This window comes from Pseudoalteromonas sp. NBT06-2 (genome assembly GCF_002276045.1).
Taxonomy (GTDB): domain Bacteria; phylum Pseudomonadota; class Gammaproteobacteria; order Enterobacterales; family Alteromonadaceae; genus Pseudoalteromonas.
On sequence record NZ_NQMR01000004.1, the window covers coordinates 91,682 to 114,161 of the forward strand.

At 32.7% G+C, this 22,480-nt stretch carries 18 protein-coding genes; 5 read left to right on the forward strand and 13 right to left on the reverse strand.

All coding sequences use genetic code 11. The features are described 5' to 3' along the window. Nucleotides 1–19: 19 nt before the first annotated feature. A complete protein-coding gene (gene ushA, locus CJF42_RS01405; RefSeq protein ID WP_252097498.1) occupies nt 20–1,678 on the reverse strand; it encodes a bifunctional UDP-sugar hydrolase/5'-nucleotidase UshA in 1,659 nt (552 codons plus the stop codon). Nucleotides 1,679–2,398: 720 nt separating this feature from the next. Between ushA and CJF42_RS01410 the strand changes: the two genes are divergently transcribed. Beyond that, entirely contained in the window at nt 2,399–3,148 is a 750-nt protein-coding gene (locus CJF42_RS01410; protein WP_095364949.1) for a peptidylprolyl isomerase, read from the forward strand. Nucleotides 3,149–3,293: 145 nt separating this feature from the next. Here CJF42_RS01410 and CJF42_RS01415 read toward each other — a convergent pair whose 3' ends face one another. From CJF42_RS01415 to CJF42_RS01425, 3 genes are read right to left on the reverse strand one after another with little or no spacing between them, the layout of a single operon-like run. Next, a complete protein-coding gene (locus tag CJF42_RS01415) occupies nt 3,294–3,914 on the reverse strand; it encodes a PqiC family protein (protein ID WP_095364950.1) in 621 nt (206 codons plus the stop codon). Next, nucleotides 3,915–5,573 carry an intermembrane transport protein PqiB gene (gene pqiB / locus CJF42_RS01420; protein ID WP_095364951.1) on the reverse strand — a complete coding sequence of 553 codons (1,659 nt, stop codon included), beginning with the start codon at nt 5,571–5,573 and terminating at the stop codon, nt 3,915–3,917. Continuing rightward, nucleotides 5,570–6,814 carry a PqiA/YebS family transporter subunit gene (locus CJF42_RS01425; RefSeq protein WP_502694769.1) on the reverse strand — a complete coding sequence of 415 codons (1,245 nt, stop codon included), beginning with the start codon at nt 6,812–6,814 and terminating at the stop codon, nt 5,570–5,572. Before CJF42_RS01425 ends, pqiB begins: the two co-directional genes overlap by 4 nt. A 223-nt stretch (nt 6,815–7,037) precedes the next feature. Between CJF42_RS01425 and CJF42_RS01430 the strand changes: the two genes are divergently transcribed. From CJF42_RS01430 to CJF42_RS01445, 4 genes are all read left to right on the forward strand, one after another. Then, the gene (locus CJF42_RS01430; protein WP_095364953.1) at nt 7,038–8,246 is read left to right on the forward strand and encodes an iron-containing alcohol dehydrogenase; all 1,209 of its coding nucleotides are present in this window, start codon (nt 7,038–7,040) and stop codon (nt 8,244–8,246) included. A 94-nt stretch (nt 8,247–8,340) separates the two neighbouring features. Beyond that, nucleotides 8,341–8,991, forward strand: a complete 651-nt coding sequence (locus tag CJF42_RS01435; protein ID WP_095364954.1) for a cupredoxin domain-containing protein — start codon at nt 8,341–8,343, stop codon at nt 8,989–8,991. A gap of 19 nt (nt 8,992–9,010) precedes the next feature. Then, entirely contained in the window at nt 9,011–11,344 is a 2,334-nt protein-coding gene (locus CJF42_RS01440) for an EAL domain-containing protein (protein WP_095364955.1), read from the forward strand. Beyond that, nucleotides 11,341–12,570, forward strand: coding sequence for a hypothetical protein (locus CJF42_RS01445; protein ID WP_095364956.1), 1,230 nt, complete (start codon nt 11,341–11,343; stop codon nt 12,568–12,570). Before CJF42_RS01440 ends, CJF42_RS01445 begins: the two co-directional genes overlap by 4 nt. 50 nt (nt 12,571–12,620) lie before the next feature. On the opposite strand, the gene CJF42_RS01450 is transcribed toward CJF42_RS01445, so the two are convergent. The 9 genes from CJF42_RS01450 to CJF42_RS01490 form a co-directional block, all read right to left on the reverse strand. Continuing rightward, entirely contained in the window at nt 12,621–14,015 is a 1,395-nt protein-coding gene (locus tag CJF42_RS01450) for a hypothetical protein (RefSeq protein WP_095364957.1), read from the reverse strand. Nucleotides 14,016–14,238: 223 nt separating this feature from the next. Further along, a complete protein-coding gene (locus CJF42_RS01455; RefSeq protein ID WP_095364958.1) occupies nt 14,239–15,465 on the reverse strand; it encodes a threonine/serine exporter family protein in 1,227 nt (408 codons plus the stop codon). Nucleotides 15,466–15,664: 199 nt separating this feature from the next. After that, nucleotides 15,665–16,888: a glycosyltransferase gene (locus tag CJF42_RS01460; RefSeq protein ID WP_095364959.1), complete on the reverse strand. Its 1,224-nt coding sequence runs from the start codon at nt 16,886–16,888 to the stop codon at nt 15,665–15,667. Nucleotides 16,889–17,036: 148 nt separating this feature from the next. Then, nucleotides 17,037–17,402 (reverse strand): hypothetical protein, encoded by a 366-nt coding sequence (locus CJF42_RS01465; RefSeq protein ID WP_095364960.1) that lies wholly within the window; start codon nt 17,400–17,402, stop codon nt 17,037–17,039. A 78-nt stretch (nt 17,403–17,480) separates the two neighbouring features. Continuing rightward, complete coding sequence (locus CJF42_RS01470) at nt 17,481–18,950, reverse strand: M48 family metalloprotease (protein ID WP_212668766.1); 1,470 nt, start codon at nt 18,948–18,950, stop codon at nt 17,481–17,483. A 16-nt stretch (nt 18,951–18,966) separates the two neighbouring features. Continuing rightward, complete coding sequence (locus CJF42_RS01475; RefSeq protein ID WP_095364961.1) at nt 18,967–19,638, reverse strand: hypothetical protein; 672 nt, start codon at nt 19,636–19,638, stop codon at nt 18,967–18,969. Between the two features lie 100 nt (nt 19,639–19,738). Continuing rightward, entirely contained in the window at nt 19,739–20,350 is a 612-nt protein-coding gene (locus tag CJF42_RS01480) for a hypothetical protein (RefSeq protein WP_095364962.1), read from the reverse strand. Between the two features lie 33 nt (nt 20,351–20,383). Then, nucleotides 20,384–21,388, reverse strand: a complete 1,005-nt coding sequence (locus CJF42_RS01485; protein ID WP_095364963.1) for a vWA domain-containing protein — start codon at nt 21,386–21,388, stop codon at nt 20,384–20,386. Nucleotides 21,389–21,397: 9 nt separating this feature from the next. Then, on the reverse strand, nt 21,398–22,477 hold the full coding sequence (locus CJF42_RS01490; RefSeq protein ID WP_095364964.1) for a vWA domain-containing protein: 1,080 nt from the start codon (nt 22,475–22,477) through the stop codon (nt 21,398–21,400). Nucleotides 22,478–22,480: the final 3 nt, after the last annotated feature.

The following is a 22,480-nucleotide window of genomic DNA, read 5'->3' on the forward strand; positions in this document are numbered from 1 at the left end:
AATACCGAACAAATTAATATTATTGGTATTTTATCTCACCTTTAGGAGAGAAGTCACTGGCATTAATAGGAGAGTTTTTTATCAAAAATTCTTTTAATACTTCTGCATCAATAAAGTTTGTCGCGACATAACCTGGATGCTTATTTAATTTAGGGTAACCATCACCACCTGCAGCATTGTAACTATTAAGACTAAATCTATAGGTACGATTTAAATTTAATGGCTTATTTTGTATTTTAATATTTTGTGCAACACCATTTTTTAATGTTAAAGATACACCATAAAATTGTGTATAAGCCCCTGCATCAGATGGAAAACTGGCTACTGTTGATAAAAAGGACTTTATTTCTTTGCCGTTCATTTCCACATAAGTTAAACGATTTTTAAAAGGATGGACTGTTAAAACATTTTTGTAATTGACGTCTCCTGCTGCAATTGAGTTTCTGATCCCGCCACCACTAATTACGCCAAAATCAGCATCTACTTTTTTCATTTGCGCTGCAGCGATTAATTTACCAAGATTTGTTTGATGAAATCTTACGTGATTTCGTTCACCATCTAAATCACCTTTCAATTTGGCAATAGGTTGAGTTAGCTGTTTTTGACCTTGCTTTTGATATTGCGCTAGAAATTTATAAATCTTAGGATCGTTTGCAATCTTTTCACCAACAAGTTCTTTTGATTTTGTGCCATCAGTTGCAACAATTAATCTTTTATAGTTAACAGGAATTAATTGGTAATCAAGTAATTTTAATTCTTTGTTGCGATACTCAAATTCTGCTTTACCCACATATTTCCCCCATTCATGCGCTTGCATGATCCAAGTGCCATTTTGTTGATCAGGAATGCATTTATCTCCAGGTTTAAAATCTGTATCATACATATTTTCACTGTCCATACAAGCCGGTTCTTGTGAATGACCACCAATGATCACATCTAATAATCCCGCTTCTAAATTACGTGCTAAGCTAACATCTCCAGGTGCGTTAATGCCATATTGTGCGTCTATAAAATGACCCATATGGGTAACTGCTATAATAATATCTGGATTGTCAGTTTTCTTTAAATTATGGATCAGTTTCTGAGTTGTATTTGTTGGAGATTCAAACTTAAGATGACTTATATACTCAGGATTACCAATTTTTGCTGTATCTGTTGTTGTTAACCCAATTACAGCAATTTTAAGACCGTTTTTATTAAATACTTTGTAAGCTTGAAACGGACGCTCCCCTGTTGTTTTATCATATATATTTGCAGACAAAAGTGGAAAGTTAGCCCATTTTTGTTGTTTTTCTAATACTGATATAGGATTGTCAAACTCGTGGTTGCCGATTGCCATCGCATCATAACCTAATAAAGACATGGCTTTGAAATCAGGTTCAGCATGCAGCATATCAGATTCTGGGATCCCTGTATTAATATCACCACCAGATAGTAATAATACTTCACTGCCTTTTGCCTTAGCCTGAGCACGAAGTTGATCTAGTAATGTTTTACGAGCAGCCATACCGTACTCGCCATCTTTATTGTGCCAAAAGCGACCATGATTATCATTGGTATGTAATATTGTGATTTTTTGTGAATTTGACTCAGGGGTTTGCGTTTGAATTAAAGAGCAAGCGTTTAATGAAAAAATACTTGAAAGTAAAACCATTTTGTATATTTGTGATAAAACCATAATGAACCTATATTTTCAAAAAAAAATAGCTATTTAAATATTAATTCCGATAATTAAGTGACCACTCAGAGCTTATGAGGCTTTACAATGCTAGGCATGTCAGTGAATTTATGGTATTCCCTTTAGAACTGACATAACAACGCAGTGTAAATTCACAAAAACTCCTTTTATGCGGGTTTAAAAGCGCTTTATGCTGCGTTATTGGTTTTGATAAGGGAATAACCATTGTCTATAACCAATGCCCTAACTAAAGCGCTTTGAACTCACGCTGATTGAGTGCTTTATTAACGGAAATGGTATAAATAGCCATCTGATAATGTTTATATGGTAACTGAAAATTGAGATTTGAACAATTATACTCGTCTTTCTAAAGAGTCCTTAAGAGCCCATTTTGAAGTGACGTGTGTATACAAGCTACTTTTTGAGGTGAAATAATACTTTTGTTTGATATCGACTACTGTACTCCTTTAAAAATAGGCTAATAACTAATATTTAAAAATACAGTATTCGAACACTTAATTTTAAAATTCATGTGCTTATATCATTATATTTTTTATGTTTTATCTAAAGTTAAACTAATTATAGGAAAAAGCGAAACATGTAACTCAATGTTAATTCAAACATCTAAAATGTTATCAAATAAGCTATTTATGGTTTTTTGAACTGCAAGTGTTTATGCTAGCTTACCTAACAATAAAACAACAAAGTAGTAACGTTTAAATGAAAAGTAAACTAAACAAGGTTCTTAAACCTTTAATTACAATTGGTGCATTAACATTGTCACACTTGTCACAAGCCACAATTGTTGAATTTCAAACAACGCATGGTAACTTTAAAGTCAATTTGTTTGATCTGACGACCCCAAAAACAGTAGAAAACTTTCTTCATTATGTAAATGAAAATAAATATGAAAACGTACTTATCCACCGAGTTGCGAGTGAAAGCTCTGGTGGCACAATAGTACAAGGAGGTGGGTATCAAAATAATGGTACATATAGTGCGCCACATATCTCCACGATTGGAACTGTAAAAAATGAACCTGTCTGGTCAAATGTTAAAGGTACTATTGCAATGGCTAAAGGCAGTGATCCAGATAGTGCTACGAGTGAATGGTTTGTTAATTTACATGATAATAGTGATAACGGCTTTAAATTAGATACTCAAACGGGTGGTTTTACAGTGTTTGGTCACATTGTTGAAGGCATGGAGCACCTAGAAGCTATTTCAAACTTGACACTATGTGGAAGTAGACCAATGGTTGAGTGTGTTGAAAGTAGTGAAAACTTTGTAACTATCACTCATACATTAGTTCTCGACGATGATCCTGCATCAGCAAATACTCTTTCACCAATCAAAAATACGCTTTTAGAAGAAGATAAAAAAGATACAAGCACGAGTGGAGGTTCCATTGCATGGTTGAGTATATTAGCCTTTGGGCTTATTGCTTTTCGAAAAAAAATGATTGAGTAAATTTAAACCAATAAAAGCAATCAGTTAAGATTTTTTAAACTGCAACAAAATTAATAGATACTAAATAGGAAATAATGATTTTTTTGTACTTTATCTGAGACTAACGTATTGAAGTTATCTATAGCTTAGATATTTTATAGTTAAGCTATAGATGAGTTGATAATTTATCAAGTGCTAACATAAAATCATTATTTACTTTAAGCCATAATGATTCTAACGCAGATACTAAACCAATATAACCATCTTCACAAAGCAGCTTGTGTTCATTAAAATATTGTTGCTGCAAAAGTGAAATTCTGCCATTTTTGTGATGTTTATATAATTGCCACATGCCTGAAATTTCTGCATCATTATTTAAGCCGCCATTAAATCTGTTTATATGCCATTTAACCTCAAAACGTACATTACTTTGAATTTGATTTTCACGCGCTCTTTGAGTGAGAATTAGCCAATTTTTTTTCATTGAAACAAGATTTGATTCTGCACTTGAAAGTAGCATTTGATCAGGTGAGGTACTCCAAAGATGCCAGTTAGCATTTTGTAATTGATATCTATTTAACCGCATTGCTATACCGCGATTGTTCAAACTACCCGGTAAGTGGATATCAGAAATCATTAACGTAGGTTTAGCAACAGAGTTTGAGATGCTCAATATGTTATTTTGATCATAAAATTGATAGTAGCGAGTCTTATTTAAACTGTTATTTTGAGAGCACGCACTCAAGAACACAATTATTAAGAAGACTAATACTGATTTATAAAGCATTTACTTTTTACTCCTAGGTTCAATATCTTGAGTATTATTTTTATCGAAAAGCATCATGTTAGGTTGCTCATTTAAGCTTTTAGTAAAAGGCTGTAGTTCTTGACTTAGTTGTTTTATTTCAGCCAACGTACTTTTTATTTCTTCATAAACTTGAGATCCATCTTCATAATCAGACATGGTTTTTCTAAATTGCTTCATGGTTTGATCAAACTGAGCCATACTTTGTGTGACTTGTGTCATTGTTTGATTAAAGTTTTCTGGAACTATCTGTGTATAATCCTGTTCTATTAAGGAACTGATTTGGGATGCTAGAATTTCATATTTAGACATCGATTTTTCAAATTGTGCTAAAGAACCTTCAATATTAAGTTTATTAAATTTTGTTAAAACTTCAGATATTTGATTTGTTAATACACTAAAACCGCTGGATATACTAGGTAGTATTGGATAATTGGCAATTGTCTCAACCTGATACTTAGGTGCATCTGTATAAATATCAAAATCAATATATAATGCACCTGTAATTAAATTTCCTGGTTTTAAAGATGCACGCATACCTTTTTTTAGCCAAGTTTTTAAATGCGATTGCCAAAAATTTTTTGAAACTTTTCCGTTATAGAATATTCTTTTATATTCCACTTTTATTAATACTGGAACTCTTGTATCTTCGGTTGCAAAATATGCAGGCTTATCATCAACAATAAGCATAGCAGGAGATTCTACAACGGTGCCTATTCTTATGCCTCTATATTCTACTGGTGCGCCCGCATTTAACCCTCGGATAGATTGTTCAAACTGTATGACATAATAATCATACAAAAAGTATCTTTGCTCGAGTGCTTTTTTGTAGTTTTTACTTAAAGAAAATATATGACCTGCTGTCACTATGTCGCCTGGTTTTTCACGTTCTGGAACCCTAAAGGATATACCTCCCTTTAACATTTTACTCAAAGAACCTGTTTTTATATTGATACCATCGGCAGATAAGTCGACTTCAAGCCCTGAATTGACCCAAAAAACAGTATTAAATGTCACTAAGTTTTGAAAAGGTGCTTTGATAAATATTTGATAGCGCATAGTTTGCTCTTGCCAGTCAAAATGAGCTGTTTCAATTTGGCCTACTTCATAACCTTTATAATATAATCCAGTACCAACCTCTATGACTTCAGAATTACGACTGAGCAGGTTAAATCGACCACCTTTAATATCATGAGCAATTAAAGGTGGTTCATCAAGTAATGTAAAATAACTACTGGTATCTTCAATTGAACCAGGGGAAAATTCAAGATAAACACCTGAAAGTAAGGTATTTAACCCTGTTATACCGGCTTTATCTATTCTGGGTTTAACTACCCAGATTTTAGCATCTTCAGTGAGTAAGTGCTGATATCGTTTATCAATCTCTGCGCGTGCTATAACGTACTTTCGATCATCAGATAGTTTTACATCTGTGATCACCCCCATATTAACACTACGTACTTTTATCTGTGTTTTACCTGTAATAATACCTTCAGCATGGGGCATTCGTATAAAAACCTCTTCACCCTTAGCACTTTGATATTGGTAAACCATCCAAATTCCAACAAATAAAGCAATAAAAGGCAGTATCCATATTGGCGATATTTTAGCACCTTGTTTTATTTTTGCTGATTGTGTCATGCAATATCTCTATTATTTTCTAATGAATTTTTGCTTTTGTCCCAAAGGAGTCGAGGATCAAACGCATGAGCCGCAAACATGGATGTAAATACCATAGCAGCAAAAAAAATAGCTCCCTTACCAGGAGTAATTGACATTAATGCATCTAATTGGACTAAAGCGACTAATACAGCGACAACAAATACATCTAACATTGACCACTTGCCAATAAACTCTGTTACTTGATAGATTTTTGTATATTGATGCTGAGCAATAAAATCAATATCTTCTGTATAGCTAACAACATAACATAAAAGGCTTAATACGAATATTTTTGCTAATGGAATGATGATACTTGCAATAAAAATAATTATAGCAATAGGATATGAGCCCATTTGCCATAAAGTGATTATACCATCCAGTATCGTTGCAGGTTCATCTTGGTTTAATACCCAAGTATGCATGATAGGGTAGAAATTTGCAGGAACATAAAGCATTAAAGAAGTTATCAGCAAAGCAGTTACTTTTTGTATACTTAAAGGTTTTCTAAAAAATGTTTTACTATTACATCTGGTACAATGTGATTCACATGTAAGTTGTTGGCATACTTGACATACTCTTAAGTTATTCTCTATTGCTCTTGTTGGACTACAAATAAGAGGACGATTATCTGAACTGGAAATTTTATGCCACAATTTCTTTTTATCAATATGAGACACGGACAGTAAATAACAAATAATGAAGACAGAAAAAGCATAAAAACTTAAACCGAAATTAATATCCGCGATTGACATTATTTTTACCATGCTGATCAATATGGCTATCATAAAAATTTCTGACATCACCCAAGGCATCATATTAAAAATTAATTTTAATAATCTAATTCCGTAGTTACGAGGGACTAATGTTAACAAACCTATATGAATTAGCACAAAAAGCACCAATAAAATCAGTGGTAAAAATATAATTGAAATATCTATTAACAGACCCAAAAATGGACTGTTGTATTTGAATAAGATCTTACCGGCATCAAGTAAAGTGATAGTTTGCGTGATCCCTTGTTCACTAAAAGAGATAAAGGGGTAGAATAGTGCGCTTAATAACATAACGATTGCACATAGACTGAGTGCGACAACTTTTTGTTCACTATTCTCCTTTCCAACATGCAATTTACAATAACAGTTTGGGCAAGACGCAACTTGAGAAGGCTTTAAAGCTTCGATAAAAATAAGATCATCACAGTGATCACATGCTAAATGTATTTGCATTTTGAACCAAGGAAATATACTCGAAGTTTAGTGTAGTGTAAATTTTTGAAGAATACATGATTTCAAAATTATTTAACAGTTCATCACACTCAACTTTTTAAATAGTTAATAAGCGTGTTAATTAACACAAAATAGATTTAATACTCTAATTGACTTTTAACTGTTACCAAAAAAAGATAAGGTAAACTTATAAAAATAATAATTAAGCACCCATTTTATGTGGCCAACAACAAAACTTTATTATCGTAGTTATCATTATTCTCTAAAATTATTTAGTTTAATTTTTCCTTTTCCAAGACCTGCTTTATATCAAGGTGAACAGGCTTTAAATCAATTAATTGATAGGATCAAAATAAACAAACAAAAATCACTTTTGCTTGTAACTGATAATGTTTTGCAAGAACTTGGTTTATTAGAACCTTTAGTCGAACTACTTATAAAACATGAAATATCACACACTATCTATAGCGATGTACAGCCTAACCCTACAATTGAAAATGTTGAGAATGGCCTAAATGCTTACTTAAATGCAAATTGCCAAGCTGTAATAGCACTTGGCGGTGGATCCGTTATGGATTGCGCCAAACTCATCGGCGCGCGAGTTGTAAAACCAAAAAAGTCAGTTGCTCAGTTAAAAGGACTATTTAAAGTACTCAAAAAACTTCCTGATTTATACGCAATCCCAACGACAGCAGGTACTGGCTCTGAAACAACAATTGCGGCTGTTGTATCGGATCCTTTAAACAAACAAAAGTATGCGGTAACAGATCTTGTTCTAATGCCTAAAGTTGCCGTATTGTTACCAGAACTAACATTAAAACTACCTCCACACATAACAGCCGCAACAGGGATGGATGCGTTAACTCATGCAATTGAAGCGTACATTGGAGTCAATGGTAATAAATTCACAGATGATCGCGCATTAAAAGCAAGTAAACTTATTTTCGAAAATTTACAAAACGTATATCAAGAAGGGGGTAATCTTATACAGCGAAATAATATGTTATTGGCTTCTTTTTATGCTGGTGAAGCCTTCACTCGTACTTCAATTGGTTATGTTCATGCAATTGCACATAATTTGGGTGGGTTGTACGGTACTCCACATGGTTTAGCCAATGCCATTGTTTTACCCTATATTTTGAAATGGTATGGTAAAAAAGCACATAAATCATTAGCTAAAATGGCTGTTAACTGCGGAATAGGGCTGGAATATCCTACTGACAGTGATAAAGCGAATGCTTTTATTACTGCTATTGATAAGTTAAACCAAGATATGCAAATACCAAAAGGATTACCTGAATTGAAAAAGTCAGATATTAAAAAACTTGCAAAAAAAGCACTTAAAGAAGCACATCCTGATTACCCCGTACCTAAGTTTATGACATTAAATGCATGTGAACAGATATTAAATAAGTTATTAGTTTAAATATAAAATTTTGAAATTTTTTTTTCAAAATATGGGTCTATAATTTATGGAGTTATTAGTGCTATTTTATAAACTCAATCTTTAGGTGAATTTCTTGATAAATAAGTTTTTTTTAATTAATTTTTTATTTTTTAATACTCAGGCTTTTGCAAATAATATTACAATTAAAGTAATGGACTCGAAACAGTCAAAAGTAGAAGGCGTTATAGTCTATTTAACCCCTGAGAATAATACATTAAATCATGCTTTGACTAAGCATCCTTTAATTATTTTCCAAAAAAATAAAAAATTCACACCTTACATCGCAGTTCTACAAAAAGGACAAGAAATAAACTTTAAAAATCAGGATGATGTAACACATCACATATACTCAGCTTCAGGTGAAAATCGTTTTGATTTTAAAATTAAGGCGGGAGAACAAAATAAAAGTACGGTGATAACGACTTCAGGTGAAGTTGCAATGGGATGTAACATTCATGATTGGATGAGTGGTTACGTACTAGCTGTAGATACGCCATATTTTGATCAAACTAATTCACAAGGCTTGAGCATTTTTAAGCACATACCACCAGGGAGTTACAAGTTAACAATTTGGCACCCACAATTAGAAACACAAAAAAACGAATTTACAAAAAAGGTAGAAATACATAACAACTATCATTTTAAAGTTATTTTGCCTAAACCTCTTTTACCTATTCCAGCTCAACAAAATCAAGATGAATTTGATTTCTTAGAAGGATATTAATTCAGTGGCAATCCCCTTTATGAAAAGCTTACAAAGCCGTATTTTTATCTTATTTATATCTTTACTACTGTGCGTTCAAATGATGTCTTTTTTTTCGACATATCAAGCAAAACAAAAATCAGAAACTGTACAACTCAACAATAAAATAGAAACTGCAAAACAAGTATTTGAAACTCAATTTGATAACCGGAACTATTATCTAAGTGCATTTGCTGAAACGGCGGCAAAAGACTACGGCTTAAAAACTGTTTTTTCAGAAGATAGAAAAAGCTTTTTACTCGCTTTAAATAATCATAGAAAAAGAATTAGTGCAGATTTGGCCATAGCAATTAAGCCTGATGGAGAAATATCAGGACAGTTAATTACTTACATGAAGAACAAGCAAATTAAAGTTAAAATTGGTCCCGAACAAGGTCAACAATTCAGTAATTTAGAACTGTTTACGCAAACACAAACTGCTGAACTCTATTATTTAGATTCGAAAATATATCAATTAAGCTTAGCACCTTTAAAAAGTGGTAGCAGGGTGATTGGTTGGATCGGTTTTGGTTATATAATCAACCAAGATTTAGCAAATAAACTCGCAAAGTTAACAGGGGTTAATGTCAGCTTTTTACTAAAAGATCCTGATTTGCCTACGTCAAAAAAAATTATTAATTCAAATAGCATCAATAAAATCACGTATGAATCCAAATTTATTCACGCTATAAATTCGGGTAAAAATGATAACTACATTATTAGTCATTTTAAGTTAGGTGAAATTGATAAAACAAGCCTAACAGCATTGTTGTTTCAGTCGAAAGTATCTGTTCTCAAAAAAATTCATGATGATTGGCAACAATTTTTAATCATATTTATGCTTGAAATTATACTATCACTTTTTGGTGCATATTTAATTTCAGCAAGCATTACTCGTCCGATCAAACAATTAATTCATCAAATAAAATATATTGGCCTAGGAAAGTATGATCAAGATATTACAATAAATGCGAGTCAAGAATTAACTCAATTAGCAAATGAATTTAATCAAATGAAAGATGCTGTAGTAGCACGTGAACAATTAATCCGCCATCAGGCATATCATGATTCAATTACTAATTTACCGAACCGAAATTATCTCGTTGAGCGTTTATCTAAACTACAAAATAAGCAACAGAACTTTATTATTCTGCAATTAAATATTAGAAGAATAAAAGAAATTAATGACACTTTAGGGCATCAAGTTGGAGACAAAGTGATTGTAGAATTCTCAAATCGCCTTAAGTTATTTGATTGTAATGATGAATTATTTCATTTAGGCGCAGATGAATTTGTATTGATCAGTCAAAAACAAGATATAAAAAAAACGATTTCACAATTATCAATTAGCTTAGATTCTTTGTTTAATCATGAAAATTTAAATTTACATCTGCAATACTCTATTGGAATAGCTAAGTATCCTGAACATAATAGTGAGAATATTGCAGACCTTTTAAAGAAAACAGATATCGCCTTGCAGTACGCAAAAAAACATAATCGCATTTACCAAATTTATGATCGCCAGTTTGACTTTAATACTTTAGAACGACTGCATTTAATCAATAGTTTAAAAACGGCGATAGAACAAAGTCAACTTGTCCTACATTATCAACCTAAAGTCTCTTTAGCGTCAATGAAAATTAGCCATGTAGAAGCACTTGTCCGTTGGGAACACCCAATAAATGGGTTAATTCCTCCAGACTCATTTATTAGTATTGCTGAGCAAACAGGTCAAATGGATGCATTAACTCGTTGGGTTACAAAAGAAGCAATTAGACAATATTTAGCTTGGCAAAAACGCAATATAAATATAAAGATCGCCATCAATATTTCTGCTGAAAATTTAAAAGATAAATCATATAGTGACTATGTTATCGCTTTGAAAAATGATAACAATATAGCCGATAATGAGATAACTTTGGAAGTTACAGAAGATGCAGTTTTATCCGACCCTGCTAAAGCGACTGAAATTTTAACTTACTTAAAATCTCACGGTTTCAAATTATCAATTGATGATTATGGAACTGGTTATTCTTCTCTGGCTCAATTAAAGCAACTTCCAGTTCAAGAGCTAAAAATTGATAAATCATTTGTACAACATTTGATGCAAAATACAGATGATCAAATAATTGTTAGATCAACGATTGAGTTAGCACATAACATGGGATTAAGTGTTGTAGCCGAAGGAATAGAGGATGAAAGAACGCTACTTTGGCTGAAGGAACATCATTGCGAATTAGCACAAGGCTACTTCATTAGCCGACCTATTCCAGCTAAACTATTCCAAACTTGGTTAAAAGAATGCACATACACTACAGCAAAGGAAGGCAAATGATTAAGTTTATAGTCATATCATTTTTACTTATCAGTTCTGATATTTACAGTGCTGAACAATCATTTAAAGGGTTAGTCGATACGCGGGTTGTATCTGTAGAATATGATACTCAAAGTTATTTAAGTGGGAACTATGGAAAATTTAATTTTGATTCTGATACCCCATTCACATTAGCACAACTCGGATTGCAATATACTATGAAATGGGAAAATAATCTATCATTTCATGCTGTTGGAAATATATATATTGACGGACGAAATAATGGAATAGGATTAACCGAAGCATTTTTATCTTATAGAAACTTGCCAAATCAAAATGGATGGCGAATAAAATCAAAAATAGGTGTTTTCTATCCTAAAATTTCCTTCGAAAATATAGCAACTGCTTGGTCAACTCCTTATACATTAACGAGTTCAAGTTTGAATAATTGGGTGGGTGAAGAATTAAGGCATTCTGGATTTCAATTAACTTTGGATAAACTTGGAAAATTTAATAAATCTCAGCATAATTTTAGTTTTGACATCAGCCTATTTCAAAACAATGATACAGCAGGTGCTATGTTATCGTGGCATGGATGGACTTTAGGAAATAGGCAAACATTACTAAATGAGAAATTAGTCGTTCAACCTTTTGCAGCAAGATCAACGACATTAGCTACACAAGCTTCTTATTCAGATCCATTTATTGAACTTGATAACCGTTGGGGCACACATTTAACAACAAATTGGCAGTATGATAATTATTTAACTATTTCAGGTGGTATATATAATAACAATGCGGATGCAAGTATTGTAAAATCAGGGCAATATACTTGGGATACAAACTTCAAACATGTCGGTATTAAATATAACATCAATCAAAAGATACAACTCATTTCTCAGTATATGACTGGTAATACTTTCATGCAATCTCCTTATGGAGATAAAGTAGTAGAAAATGACTTTAATAGTGGCTTTATCATGTTACGATTCCAACAGAATAAGCATCAGTATGCGATCAGAGTAGAAGAATTTGAAGTAAAAGATTTTGATTCTACTGTAGGAGATAATAACAATGAATATGGTAAAGGCATTACATTAAGTTATAGATATAAACTTAATAAAAGGAGTTTTATTCATAGTGAATTTAATTGGCTCAACTCATCAAGGCCTGCACGTTGGTATTTAAAACAAGATGTCAATTTAACAGAGCAGCAATTTCAGTTAGCTTTTAGACATTATTTTTAACAAAAAAGAAGCCCATTCGGCTCCTTTTATAAGTTATTGGAAAGTAAGAATTACTCTACAATGTTTGCCACTGTATGTTCAATTGTCAATTTAAACTCAGCATCATCACAGTTCTCAGTATTACAATCTTTTTCTTCTAAAACGATAATGTAGTTACCGTCTTGGGTGAAAGCTTGCTCTGGTACGGTAATTAAACTTCTAAGCTGACCATCATCATCAAAAACTACTTGAATTGTGTAAGTTTCATTATCAATAGCAACTGACTTATGTTGATATTTTGTGATGTTTTTAGCAAAAGTATTTGTATCTTCAATACTTTCACCTGATTTTGTAAAGAAGACATCAAGTTGACTTAATTCAATACCATTAGAAGAATTAATTAAGTTGATGATTTGAATATCATGTGATGTAGAGTTAGGTGATAAATTTTCAGTGATAGATTTCATACTAGGCTGAATTCTGTCATTATCTTGATATACTATAGCAGCAAGACTTTCTTCACGATTCAGTGTGATTAGGTATTTCTCTATAACAACTTCTCCCGTCGCTTCGTCAGTCATACTAATAGTATAATCACCTGGAACAAGCTTCATATATTCTGAAAAACTGTCAGAAGCAATAGGTGCAGTACTATTATCTAAATTAGTCGCTGTAAATGTTACATTTTCATACTGATTTAACGAGTTATAAAAATGAATTTGTCCTTGTGCATCTTCATGTTTTAATGCAATTACATTATTGCTGTCTGATACTAAATCGATTGTAATGCTGCCATCAGTAACACCGTAAACATCACGAATAATCGCGATGTAGCTAATGCCATCATATAATGATGTTTCAGTTGAACGGAAGATAACTTCATCTTCACCCGCTTTTGTAATATATAGGCTAAATTTGCCTTCAGTATAAGTGATAAAATCACTTGCTGATAATTTAGTTGTTGTTGTGACAAAGTCAGCATCAGTAAAATCATCGTCTTCACTGGCCAGATACACATCAAAATTCACATCAGAACCAACAGTATTAATAAATGCTAAACTAAATAACTCATCATCGCTATTTGATTCATCAACATCTTCAATAGAGATTTCAGTAAATGTAGGTTCTGCAAAGTCACCAGTCATAATTATAAGTTGTTTTTGATCTGAATTAATTTTTACATCTTGTTCAAAAATAGATTTATAGTCACCATCATCATTTTGGTATTCATAACTTACTTCGTATGTATCCGATTGGTAGCTATGGCGAGTTGAAACAGCACCAAACTTGGATCCAGTTCTTTGCACATCCTCTATAAATAAAAATGTTTTTGGGCTGTTATATGAACCATTATATAATTGAATATAACCATTATTGTTTGAATCACTTGAGCTACTACCACAGCCAGTTAATGCAAGCCCAATTAATGCTGGTAAAGCGAGTTTTTTTGTTTGGTTTAATTTCATTGTTTAGATCCGGTTATATATCAATTGGCGACAGGGCAGTATGGCACGCAAACATTAAAATAATGACTAACTTTACCAATTATTACCATTGATTACTTTCAATTACAAAAGTAACAAAAATTCACAATTGAAGGATGATTTAAATAGGATATAAAGTGAAATATTCAGATTAGATACAGCTGAAAATGAAAGTGAATAACCCTAGAATATTAGGGCTATTTTATTAAAGACTTTTCTTTGGAGGTAATGCAACGTTAGCAAAAATGAGCCCGGCTATTAAAGACATAAAAATAATGAAAGTTTGCTGACCTATATGATCCGTATGTAAAAAATCTTGGCCTGACATCAATGCATTTAATCCTATATAGGTTTTACTGCCTGGTACTAACACTATTAATCCTTGCATTGAAACAATACAGGCCGGTGCGTTTGCAATTCGCGTAAATAAATTACTATAGATGCCAACCGCAAATGCACCAACAAAAGCGCCTAAAGTGAAATCTAAATATATGGCTCCTAAGTAGCTTGCACCAAACGCAATAAAACCAGCAACAATTGACCAAACCGCATGCTTCGCTTTAGTTTTGAAAATGATAATTAAACTTGTACATAATGCCGCAATTGCAACCCAAGCAGTCCATTTTTCAAGTGGTACAGGGGCAATAAACTCTGCTTGTCCAAACAATGCAAAACCCAAAGCCATGCCTAAGAAAGCGCCAAAATATAATTTGAATAACAGCATGATAGCATCCATAATCCTCGCTGTTCCAGAAACTAAATGGCGGGCAGAAAGCTCAGCTAACCCCAGTGTTAATGCCAAACCAGGAATAAAAACAATAATGGCAGATAGGATCACCAGCCTAATATTTATGCCAGGATCAATATAAACACTAATAGCACAAGCAAGTAATGCTGATACAACGGCAACAAGCGGCTCTAACATATGAGCGACACCTTTAGAACGCTCAGACCATAAAACAAAAATATAAACAACTAAACTAATAATTGCAGACCAAAAAGCATCATTCCAGCTCGTGCCCATAAGCATTGCAAAAGCACCACCTGACATTGAAAATGCTAAACCAGTAGCAACTTTACTATATGGATTTGGTAAGTCATTAATCTCATCTAATCTACTATCCGCTTCTTCTAAAGTTCGAGAACCGTTAGAGAGTTCATCAACTAATTCATCAGTACGTGATAATGAGCCTAAATCAAGCTCACCTGGTGTGACGCGGGCAGCATGTGTATACTCATTTTCATGACCTTCACTCCATATAACAAATGTTAATGCCGTAGGAGTGATGATAAATGAAGATTTCAGTCCTAAAGAGCCAGCTACATTTAATAAATGCGCTTCTAACCTATAAGCTGGCGTACCATACTTGTGAAGCATTTTTCCAAGTTTTACTATAAACTTTCTTTTCTGAGTAAAAGTCGCGTTATTCAAAATTCATTCCACAGATAGTAGTGCATAAACTATCGCTAGAATATTTTAATAAAGCGATAGGTTATTAAATTAATTAAAATTATTGGCTTAATTAGTTTTAAGCATATTTTATTACATAAATTAAGGAATATAGTTTATGCAATACTTTTAGGGAATTGTAAATTGAAAATTTAATCTGTCACGCTTTATTTTGTGTTTTCTATCTGTTTTTTGCTTCTATCCATTGTGCCATATATTTTGTACTCGCCATCGTATGATGTTTTAACATCGCTCCTATGAAGTTATTTAACCTATGTTTGCTTAACTCACTGCTGGTTTGTGTTAATTTATCAATAAATAGCTTTCCTAGTGCTTCTCCATCATATCTGTTTTTAAGTAAAGGAGTTGCGGCATGTTGTGCTTTATTCCAAGACTGTTCATTCTGATAAAGATGGACAGCTTGTTTCACAAAATCGTTAATATCTTTAGTTATTTCACCGGGCCATTGTTCATTATCGTACATACCTTCAGCACCTATATCAGTTGTAATATTAGGTGTACCAACTATCATGGCATCTAATAACTTTCCTTTTATTCCTGCCCCAAATCGTAAAGGTGCTAAACAAATCCTTGCGCTTTGTATTACCTCTAACGCATTATCAGCCCAGCCCTTTATATTAAAGCCCATTTTAGGATTATTTAATGCAGTTGCCTTAGGAGGTGGATAAGAACCATAAATATATAATTGCGCATCCGGAAGTTGCTTTCTGATCAAAGGCCATAATTTTTGTAAAAATAATACGGCATCCCAATTAGGCGCGTGACGAAAATTTCCGATTGTCATAAACCCACAACGCTCATTAAATGACTTTGTTTTAGTTGGCAACTGCTTTAAATCAAGCATAAAAGGTAAGTAATGCAATATATCGCTTGATATATTAAAGGTATCAGTTAACAACTGCATTTCAAAACTTGATATAATTAAAGAAATATCACATCTTAAAATTGCTGCTATTTCTCTTTTTGCAATATCGCTATGTAATAAATCAGAGCAAGTCATAGTTCGCTCCTGTTTGTGAGCTTGATGACGTGCATTTCTTAAGCACTGTAAATCTTCTGTATCTAATATTTTCAATGCATCAGGGCAATATTTATCTATTCGCCAACCAAATTGCTCTTCCATCATAAAACGATCAAACATGACGATGTCAGGAGATAATATTTGAATATATTCATCAAAACTTGAACAGTTAAGTGTAATTTCTTTACTTGTCATCCCTTCGCTATCTAAATCTATCATATGTTCTGTTTTTTGAGCCGGTGTTGCAAACTCGACCTGCCAACCTTGCTTCTTGAATAATCGTAATATTGATAGCATATGACTACCAGCAGCTGATGAATTAGGCTCGGGCCAAACATAACCGATAACAAGTATTTTTTTCATTTTTGAGTTCTTCTTACGAGAAAATATGGAAACTTTATATGTTTTTAAAATCGTGAAACTAATGCCTGATAATTAAAGGTATTATAAATAAAGGATGATAGCAGATAAATTAGATCACCAATTCATCCCTATTAAGCGTAGGGCATTCTTATTTCTCTATTTTAGAATTAGCATTTTTTATTTGGCAAAAATGTATCCTGCATTTTAGAGATTCAATAGCAATTTGGCTAATAATTAAATTCATTAATATTAATATCGCTAAGCCTAACTGAATAGGACCATGGTTAATTCCAAGTTCAGAATCATAAATCGCGAGACCAAATAATAAAAATAAAATAACCAAAAAAACTTTTAGCAGTTGATTTGTATAAAAGGTTAAAACACCTTCTTTTTTGATATCTTTTTTAATAAAAACAGAACAAAAATATGGGATAACTTTTACTTTAAATCCAGATTGCTTTTCTACAAAGTGCTCATTCATCAATGTTAATTGATCACGTAATGCATCAATCACTAAAATACCTATCTAGTTAACTTTTTGATTGAGAAGTGTAATCAAATACATTTAAAAATGCACTCACTAACTGAGGTCTCACTTTATTATTTTTATCCATTGTCCAGGTAAAGGCTCCCCTCGCGGATATTGACCATTAATCAACCTCAGTTGCTGTTCCCCATAAAGTCCGATCTTTAATTGTTTTGCCAGTAGTGAAAATTTAGTTTGGTCATTGGCTTTGACATAATGAATGACTTTAGATTTTTTATTGGTATTTTGCACTCTGTGAGGTTTAAAGCTATGAATACTTTTCAAAAATAAACTATCATAATCTACTTTTGGATCTGGGTTATTCACTTGTGAAATAATTGTATAAGCTCGTCCACCTTGAAAAATCGTTGCGACCCTTTGATCATTATCGCCATTAATACCTTCAATAATACCTGTATGTCCAACTAATCCATTTTGTTTAAAATCTTCTGAACGTTTTAAAATAATCACTTTAGTTTGGTTTCTTAAATGCTTCCCTGGAGATATACCTTTTAACCTCTTAGAAACACGTAATTGAATTTTTGCTGATTTGTTTTCAGGCTCAATTATGATTGATTTTCGTGTATTTTTAACTTTCCAATCCATGGGGAATAACAGTGAAAAACCTAATTTCTCATGAATATATCTATTTTTTTCTACCGGTTGTTTTTTCAAAAGGGCACTATAATTAACACCATAGATCATGCCTTCCGTTTTTTCTCTATATACCTGTTCATTAATATTTTTGTTATCACTCGATTGAAGTGAGCCAGCTTTAGAAATGACTTCTTTTAATCGAATATCGTTTCTTGGGTGAGTAGCAAATACACCATGATAACTTTTAGTTTTTTTTCCTTCTTCTTTAGCTCTGTAGCGGGCAAATTTTTCTTGGTCTTTAAGCACCCCAATTGTTTCAACCATAGCATGAGGATCATAACCGCTACTAAGTAAATAATCCGCACCTAAACCATCGGCTTCTAATTCCATTTCTCTACCATAGCCTTTTACAGCTGCGGTACCCAATAAATTAGTCACATCACCAATAGCTGCACTGCCAGTAGTAAATATAGATAAAACAGATAATACACTTGCACCTTTTCTGGCAGAGTCTTGTCTAACAACATGCCTGGCTGTTACATGTCCAACTTCATGTGCCAATACCGCCGCTAGTTGAGCTTCAGAATGAAGATAACTTAATAAGCCACGATTGATATATATGTAACCTCCGGGTAAGGCAAAGGCATTGATATCTGGGGCATCTATTATTGTAAAATGGTATTCAATATCGGTCCTATGACTATTTTTTACAATCTTTTGACCTATGCTATTTACATATTCAGTGAGTTTTTTATCCTGATAAATAGGCATAGATTTTATTAATTTTTCATGCATTTCTTTACCCATTGCAATTTCAGAACTTTCAGACATCAAAACAATATCAGGAGTCCCTGTAGCAGGGTTAATTGAACAGCCTAGATTTAAAAAAAACAAAGATATGAGAATAAACTTGATAATAAGCATAGGTGTTAATTTCATATTATTTCCTCTGGGGTTAACCCTGCGTATTATTAAAGAAATGTTTTAATTGTACAGCCATTCCTTTACAAGCATCAGCTTGTACTTGAGCAATAATTGGTATGGGTATCACAACTGCTGGCATATAGGATGTACCATCGGCTTCACTGCTGATTTTACCGATCAACTTTTTATTTTTATAATCCCAAATAGATGCTTCATATTCTGCTTTTTTATCCCAAGTTCCAAAGCCAAAACAACCCAACCCACCACCACCTAAACTGCAAGTAATACTGCCACTACTGCGAGTTGTTTCGGTATTACCATCAACCCATACTATATAATGTACATTAAAATCACTGAATTTTTGTGATACTGCATCATATGTCAATAGTCTTTGTAGATCTCGTACTCTTAAAGGTGCAGTTCTCGGTTCAAACCAGGGATATAAATTATCAACAAACGTTTGCTCAGGTATAACATTGAGTTGATTTTTACCTTTAGCTAATATTTTACCAATACACGAAATAAGTTCGGGTTCTGTTTCGTAATCACTACTGGTTCTTCTACCTATTATAACTATTGACTCTCCTTCAACCAATTCGGTAGCTGAATGTTGAATTTCTTCAATAGTAACAGTCGTGCAACCAGCTAATACTACTAATATATAAATTAGGCTTAATACACATTTAAAAGATAGTTTAATCATCATTATTACCTGTTGTATTGAGCAATTAAGTGAAAATGCTTTTACTTTATATGGTACAAATTAAGCATAGCTTCTATTATTTAAATTCACCATTTCAAGCTTATTTATTTGCATGTTTCTTTAACCAGTTATGTATTTCAGGTATATGACTAAATTTAAGTGTTAATCCAGCGCCTGCATCTCTAAGCGCAATAACCATCGCTTCATTAAGCGCACTTTCTTGAGATTGCATAAAAGAAGTCGGTGTTTTCCCGTATGCTGTTAAAATCCAATCAGCCAGTAACAGACCTGCATTATCATAAACCTTCATATTATATTTAATCCAAACCTCAAACATATTCAATTTTGTTTCTGCTGGAACGTTATATTGAAGTTCATCAACATGAGGTTTGAAAAAAATATCAATTGAATAATTTTGTTTGTTTTTGATATCAGTAACACTGACAACATCAGTGAACATTGCAGGTAATACAGTATTAAATAATTTTAATTGTGCTTCACCGACTTCAATTTCCCATTCATCTCGTTTAGTATCTTTTTCTGTATATTGGTAATCTCTAAAATCGCTGTCATAAATAACACCTAAAGTATAAGGTAATTTATTAACAACAGGAGTTGGGAATTGCCCCTTAACCGTCAAAGTACTCTTACAGCCAGTAAAAATGACTAAAGTCACAATAAATATCAATAGTTTTAAACTGTTAATTATCATTTATTTATCCTTTTAAAATAAAATTTAGTGATATTACTTAATTTTATAATCATTTAAACCAACAAAGGTACCACCATTTCTATATGTTAATTCTCTCATCAAAGTGGCAAATCGAATTCCAGTCGTTTGCAAATGGCTTGGTCTCATAAATTGAACAGGAAAACCAACAGCATGTATTCTTACAAGTCTTTCATTATTTTTGTTTACTTTATTAATACGCTCAATTGTATTGAGTACTGTTTGTATGGAGCGACCTGAAAACTCATCACCCATAACATATAAGCTAATTCTTTTATCTTGGCTAAAAAAGGTACTAATTGCTTTTTGAATGCCCTCTACGGGGCTACTATTACTAAAAGGATTCCAAGTTCTTAAGCGTTTTATAATCGCCTCCCTGCGACCTGGAGTATCCGGAATCCATTTTCTACGATAATTTGTAAACATATACTTGCCCATATCATTCATAATTTGAATGCCTTTTACTTCAGGGTAAATGTCTAAAGTCGCTATTATTTCCTCTAACAATCTCTGCCATCCATAATTATACATACTGCCTGAAGTATCTATAATGAAAATAAGATACTCACTATCTACTGGGATCCCTCCAATCAGGTTATTTTTATTTTGATAATTAGCGCCTAGTAAACGTGTCATTTCATCAGAAAGAGACTGTAGTGCAATAGCAAGTTTTCCCTTCTCTTTTTGCATATAGGTAGCAGCTTTTGCAGTTTGTGCAAATTGTGCTTGGATTGTGGCTAATTTTGTTCTTAAAATGGCAATACGTTTTTTTTCACTATCAATTTGTTCATGCTTTGCCGTTAAATTTCTATTGAAAATCGTTGTTTCACCTCTTATAGTAAATAAAATTTTTTGTAAGTTTTCAACTTGAGCATCTAAATTAATTGCCGATTTTTCCAGCACAATAGGCTGTACAGTTTTAGTAATCATTAATAGTAAAATTATGGCACCAAAGCCACAACAAATTACATCTAAAAAAGCAATGCTTGACTCTTGTTGTATCCTTTTATTTCTTGCCATATAGGACTCCTAAGGCCAATCACTTGAAGGACTCATAAATGAGCCAGATGTATACTGTGCAAGTTTCCAAAAAGCAGATGCTGCCATAGGATCACCTTCCATAGGCCATAACAAAATATTTACGGGGATCCCTTCAGGCAGACTATTTACAGCTTTTTCAAATAATATTTCTCTTTGAGGACCTGTAATTGTTGTTGCCTTATTGTTACTTTCATTACCTTGAGTGGGTAAACCATCAGTGATTAATAAAATATTATCGGGTAGAGGATCTAAATAGTTTACTGATTGAAATGCTTTTTCTAAATTTGTTCCACCGTTAGGGATTATCATTCTTAAGTTTTGAATACTTGAATTGAGTGTTTCTCGATCTGAAATATAATGCCATTTATGAATACTTTCCTTAAAGGCGGCAGATACTTCTGTATTAAATCCATAAATTTGATATTGGCTTTGAACGGGAAATTTCGCAATTAACCATTCTACTGAGAGTATAGCCCGAGTCCATTTTGCAGATGACCTTTTTAGCTCATCAGGAACGTATTTTTTTCGGATTATATTTACAATTGAGTTGTCTAACATGCTCGCTGATTTATCTAATAAAATTAAGGTTCTTGCGCCACTGAGTTTCAGTCCTGTTAAATACTGTCTATTACCTTGTCCTGCAAAATCTCTTGCGTCATTGGCTTTTGCTTGTTCATCCTCTAGCTTTTCTTTTTCTAACATCAGAGTTTTAATCTTGTGTTTTAAGTCTAAAATTTGCTGATCATCATCTGGCATATCAAGTTGAGTGATTTTATTATTTATTGCATCAATTTCATCATTTATCCTTCGTGCTAAACCGCTTGTTTCAACCAGTGCTTGATCTAATGTTGATATCGTATTTTTTAATTTAACTAAGTGTTTATCGCCCTCTAAAATTTCTTCTTCTAATAAATTAACTTCAGCTTTTAGTGTATTATTTTGTGCATCTACAACGGTATCAACATCATGCTTTATAATTAAAAATACCAATATTACAGCACCAAATCCGCAAGACATGATGTCAAGAAATGATAAGCTAAAAGTTGTAAATTGGCGCTTTTTTGACATAAA

Coding starts and splice junctions, on each gene's coding strand:
- ushA (WP_252097498.1), bottom strand. CDS start 1,678: ATGGTTTTATCACAAATATACAAAATGGTTTTACTTTCAAGTATTTTT.
- CJF42_RS01410 (WP_095364949.1), top strand. CDS start 2,399: ATGAAAAGTAAACTAAACAAGGTTCTTAAACCTTTAATTACAATTGGT.
- CJF42_RS01415 (WP_095364950.1), bottom strand. CDS start 3,914: ATGCTTTATAAATCAGTATTAGTCTTCTTAATAATTGTGTTCTTGAGT.
- pqiB (WP_095364951.1), bottom strand. CDS start 5,573: ATGACACAATCAGCAAAAATAAAACAAGGTGCTAAAATATCGCCAATA.
- CJF42_RS01430 (WP_095364953.1), top strand. CDS start 7,038: ATGTGGCCAACAACAAAACTTTATTATCGTAGTTATCATTATTCTCTA.
- CJF42_RS01440 (WP_095364955.1), top strand. CDS start 9,011: ATGAAAAGCTTACAAAGCCGTATTTTTATCTTATTTATATCTTTACTA.
- CJF42_RS01445 (WP_095364956.1), top strand. CDS start 11,341: ATGATTAAGTTTATAGTCATATCATTTTTACTTATCAGTTCTGATATT.
- CJF42_RS01450 (WP_095364957.1), bottom strand. CDS start 14,015: ATGAAATTAAACCAAACAAAAAAACTCGCTTTACCAGCATTAATTGGG.
- CJF42_RS01460 (WP_095364959.1), bottom strand. CDS start 16,888: ATGAAAAAAATACTTGTTATCGGTTATGTTTGGCCCGAGCCTAATTCA.
- CJF42_RS01470 (WP_212668766.1), bottom strand. CDS start 18,950: ATGAAATTAACACCTATGCTTATTATCAAGTTTATTCTCATATCTTTG.
- CJF42_RS01475 (WP_095364961.1), bottom strand. CDS start 19,638: ATGATTAAACTATCTTTTAAATGTGTATTAAGCCTAATTTATATATTA.
- CJF42_RS01480 (WP_095364962.1), bottom strand. CDS start 20,350: ATGATAATTAACAGTTTAAAACTATTGATATTTATTGTGACTTTAGTC.
- CJF42_RS01485 (WP_095364963.1), bottom strand. CDS start 21,388: ATGGCAAGAAATAAAAGGATACAACAAGAGTCAAGCATTGCTTTTTTA.
- CJF42_RS01490 (WP_095364964.1), bottom strand. CDS start 22,477: ATGTCAAAAAAGCGCCAATTTACAACTTTTAGCTTATCATTTCTTGAC.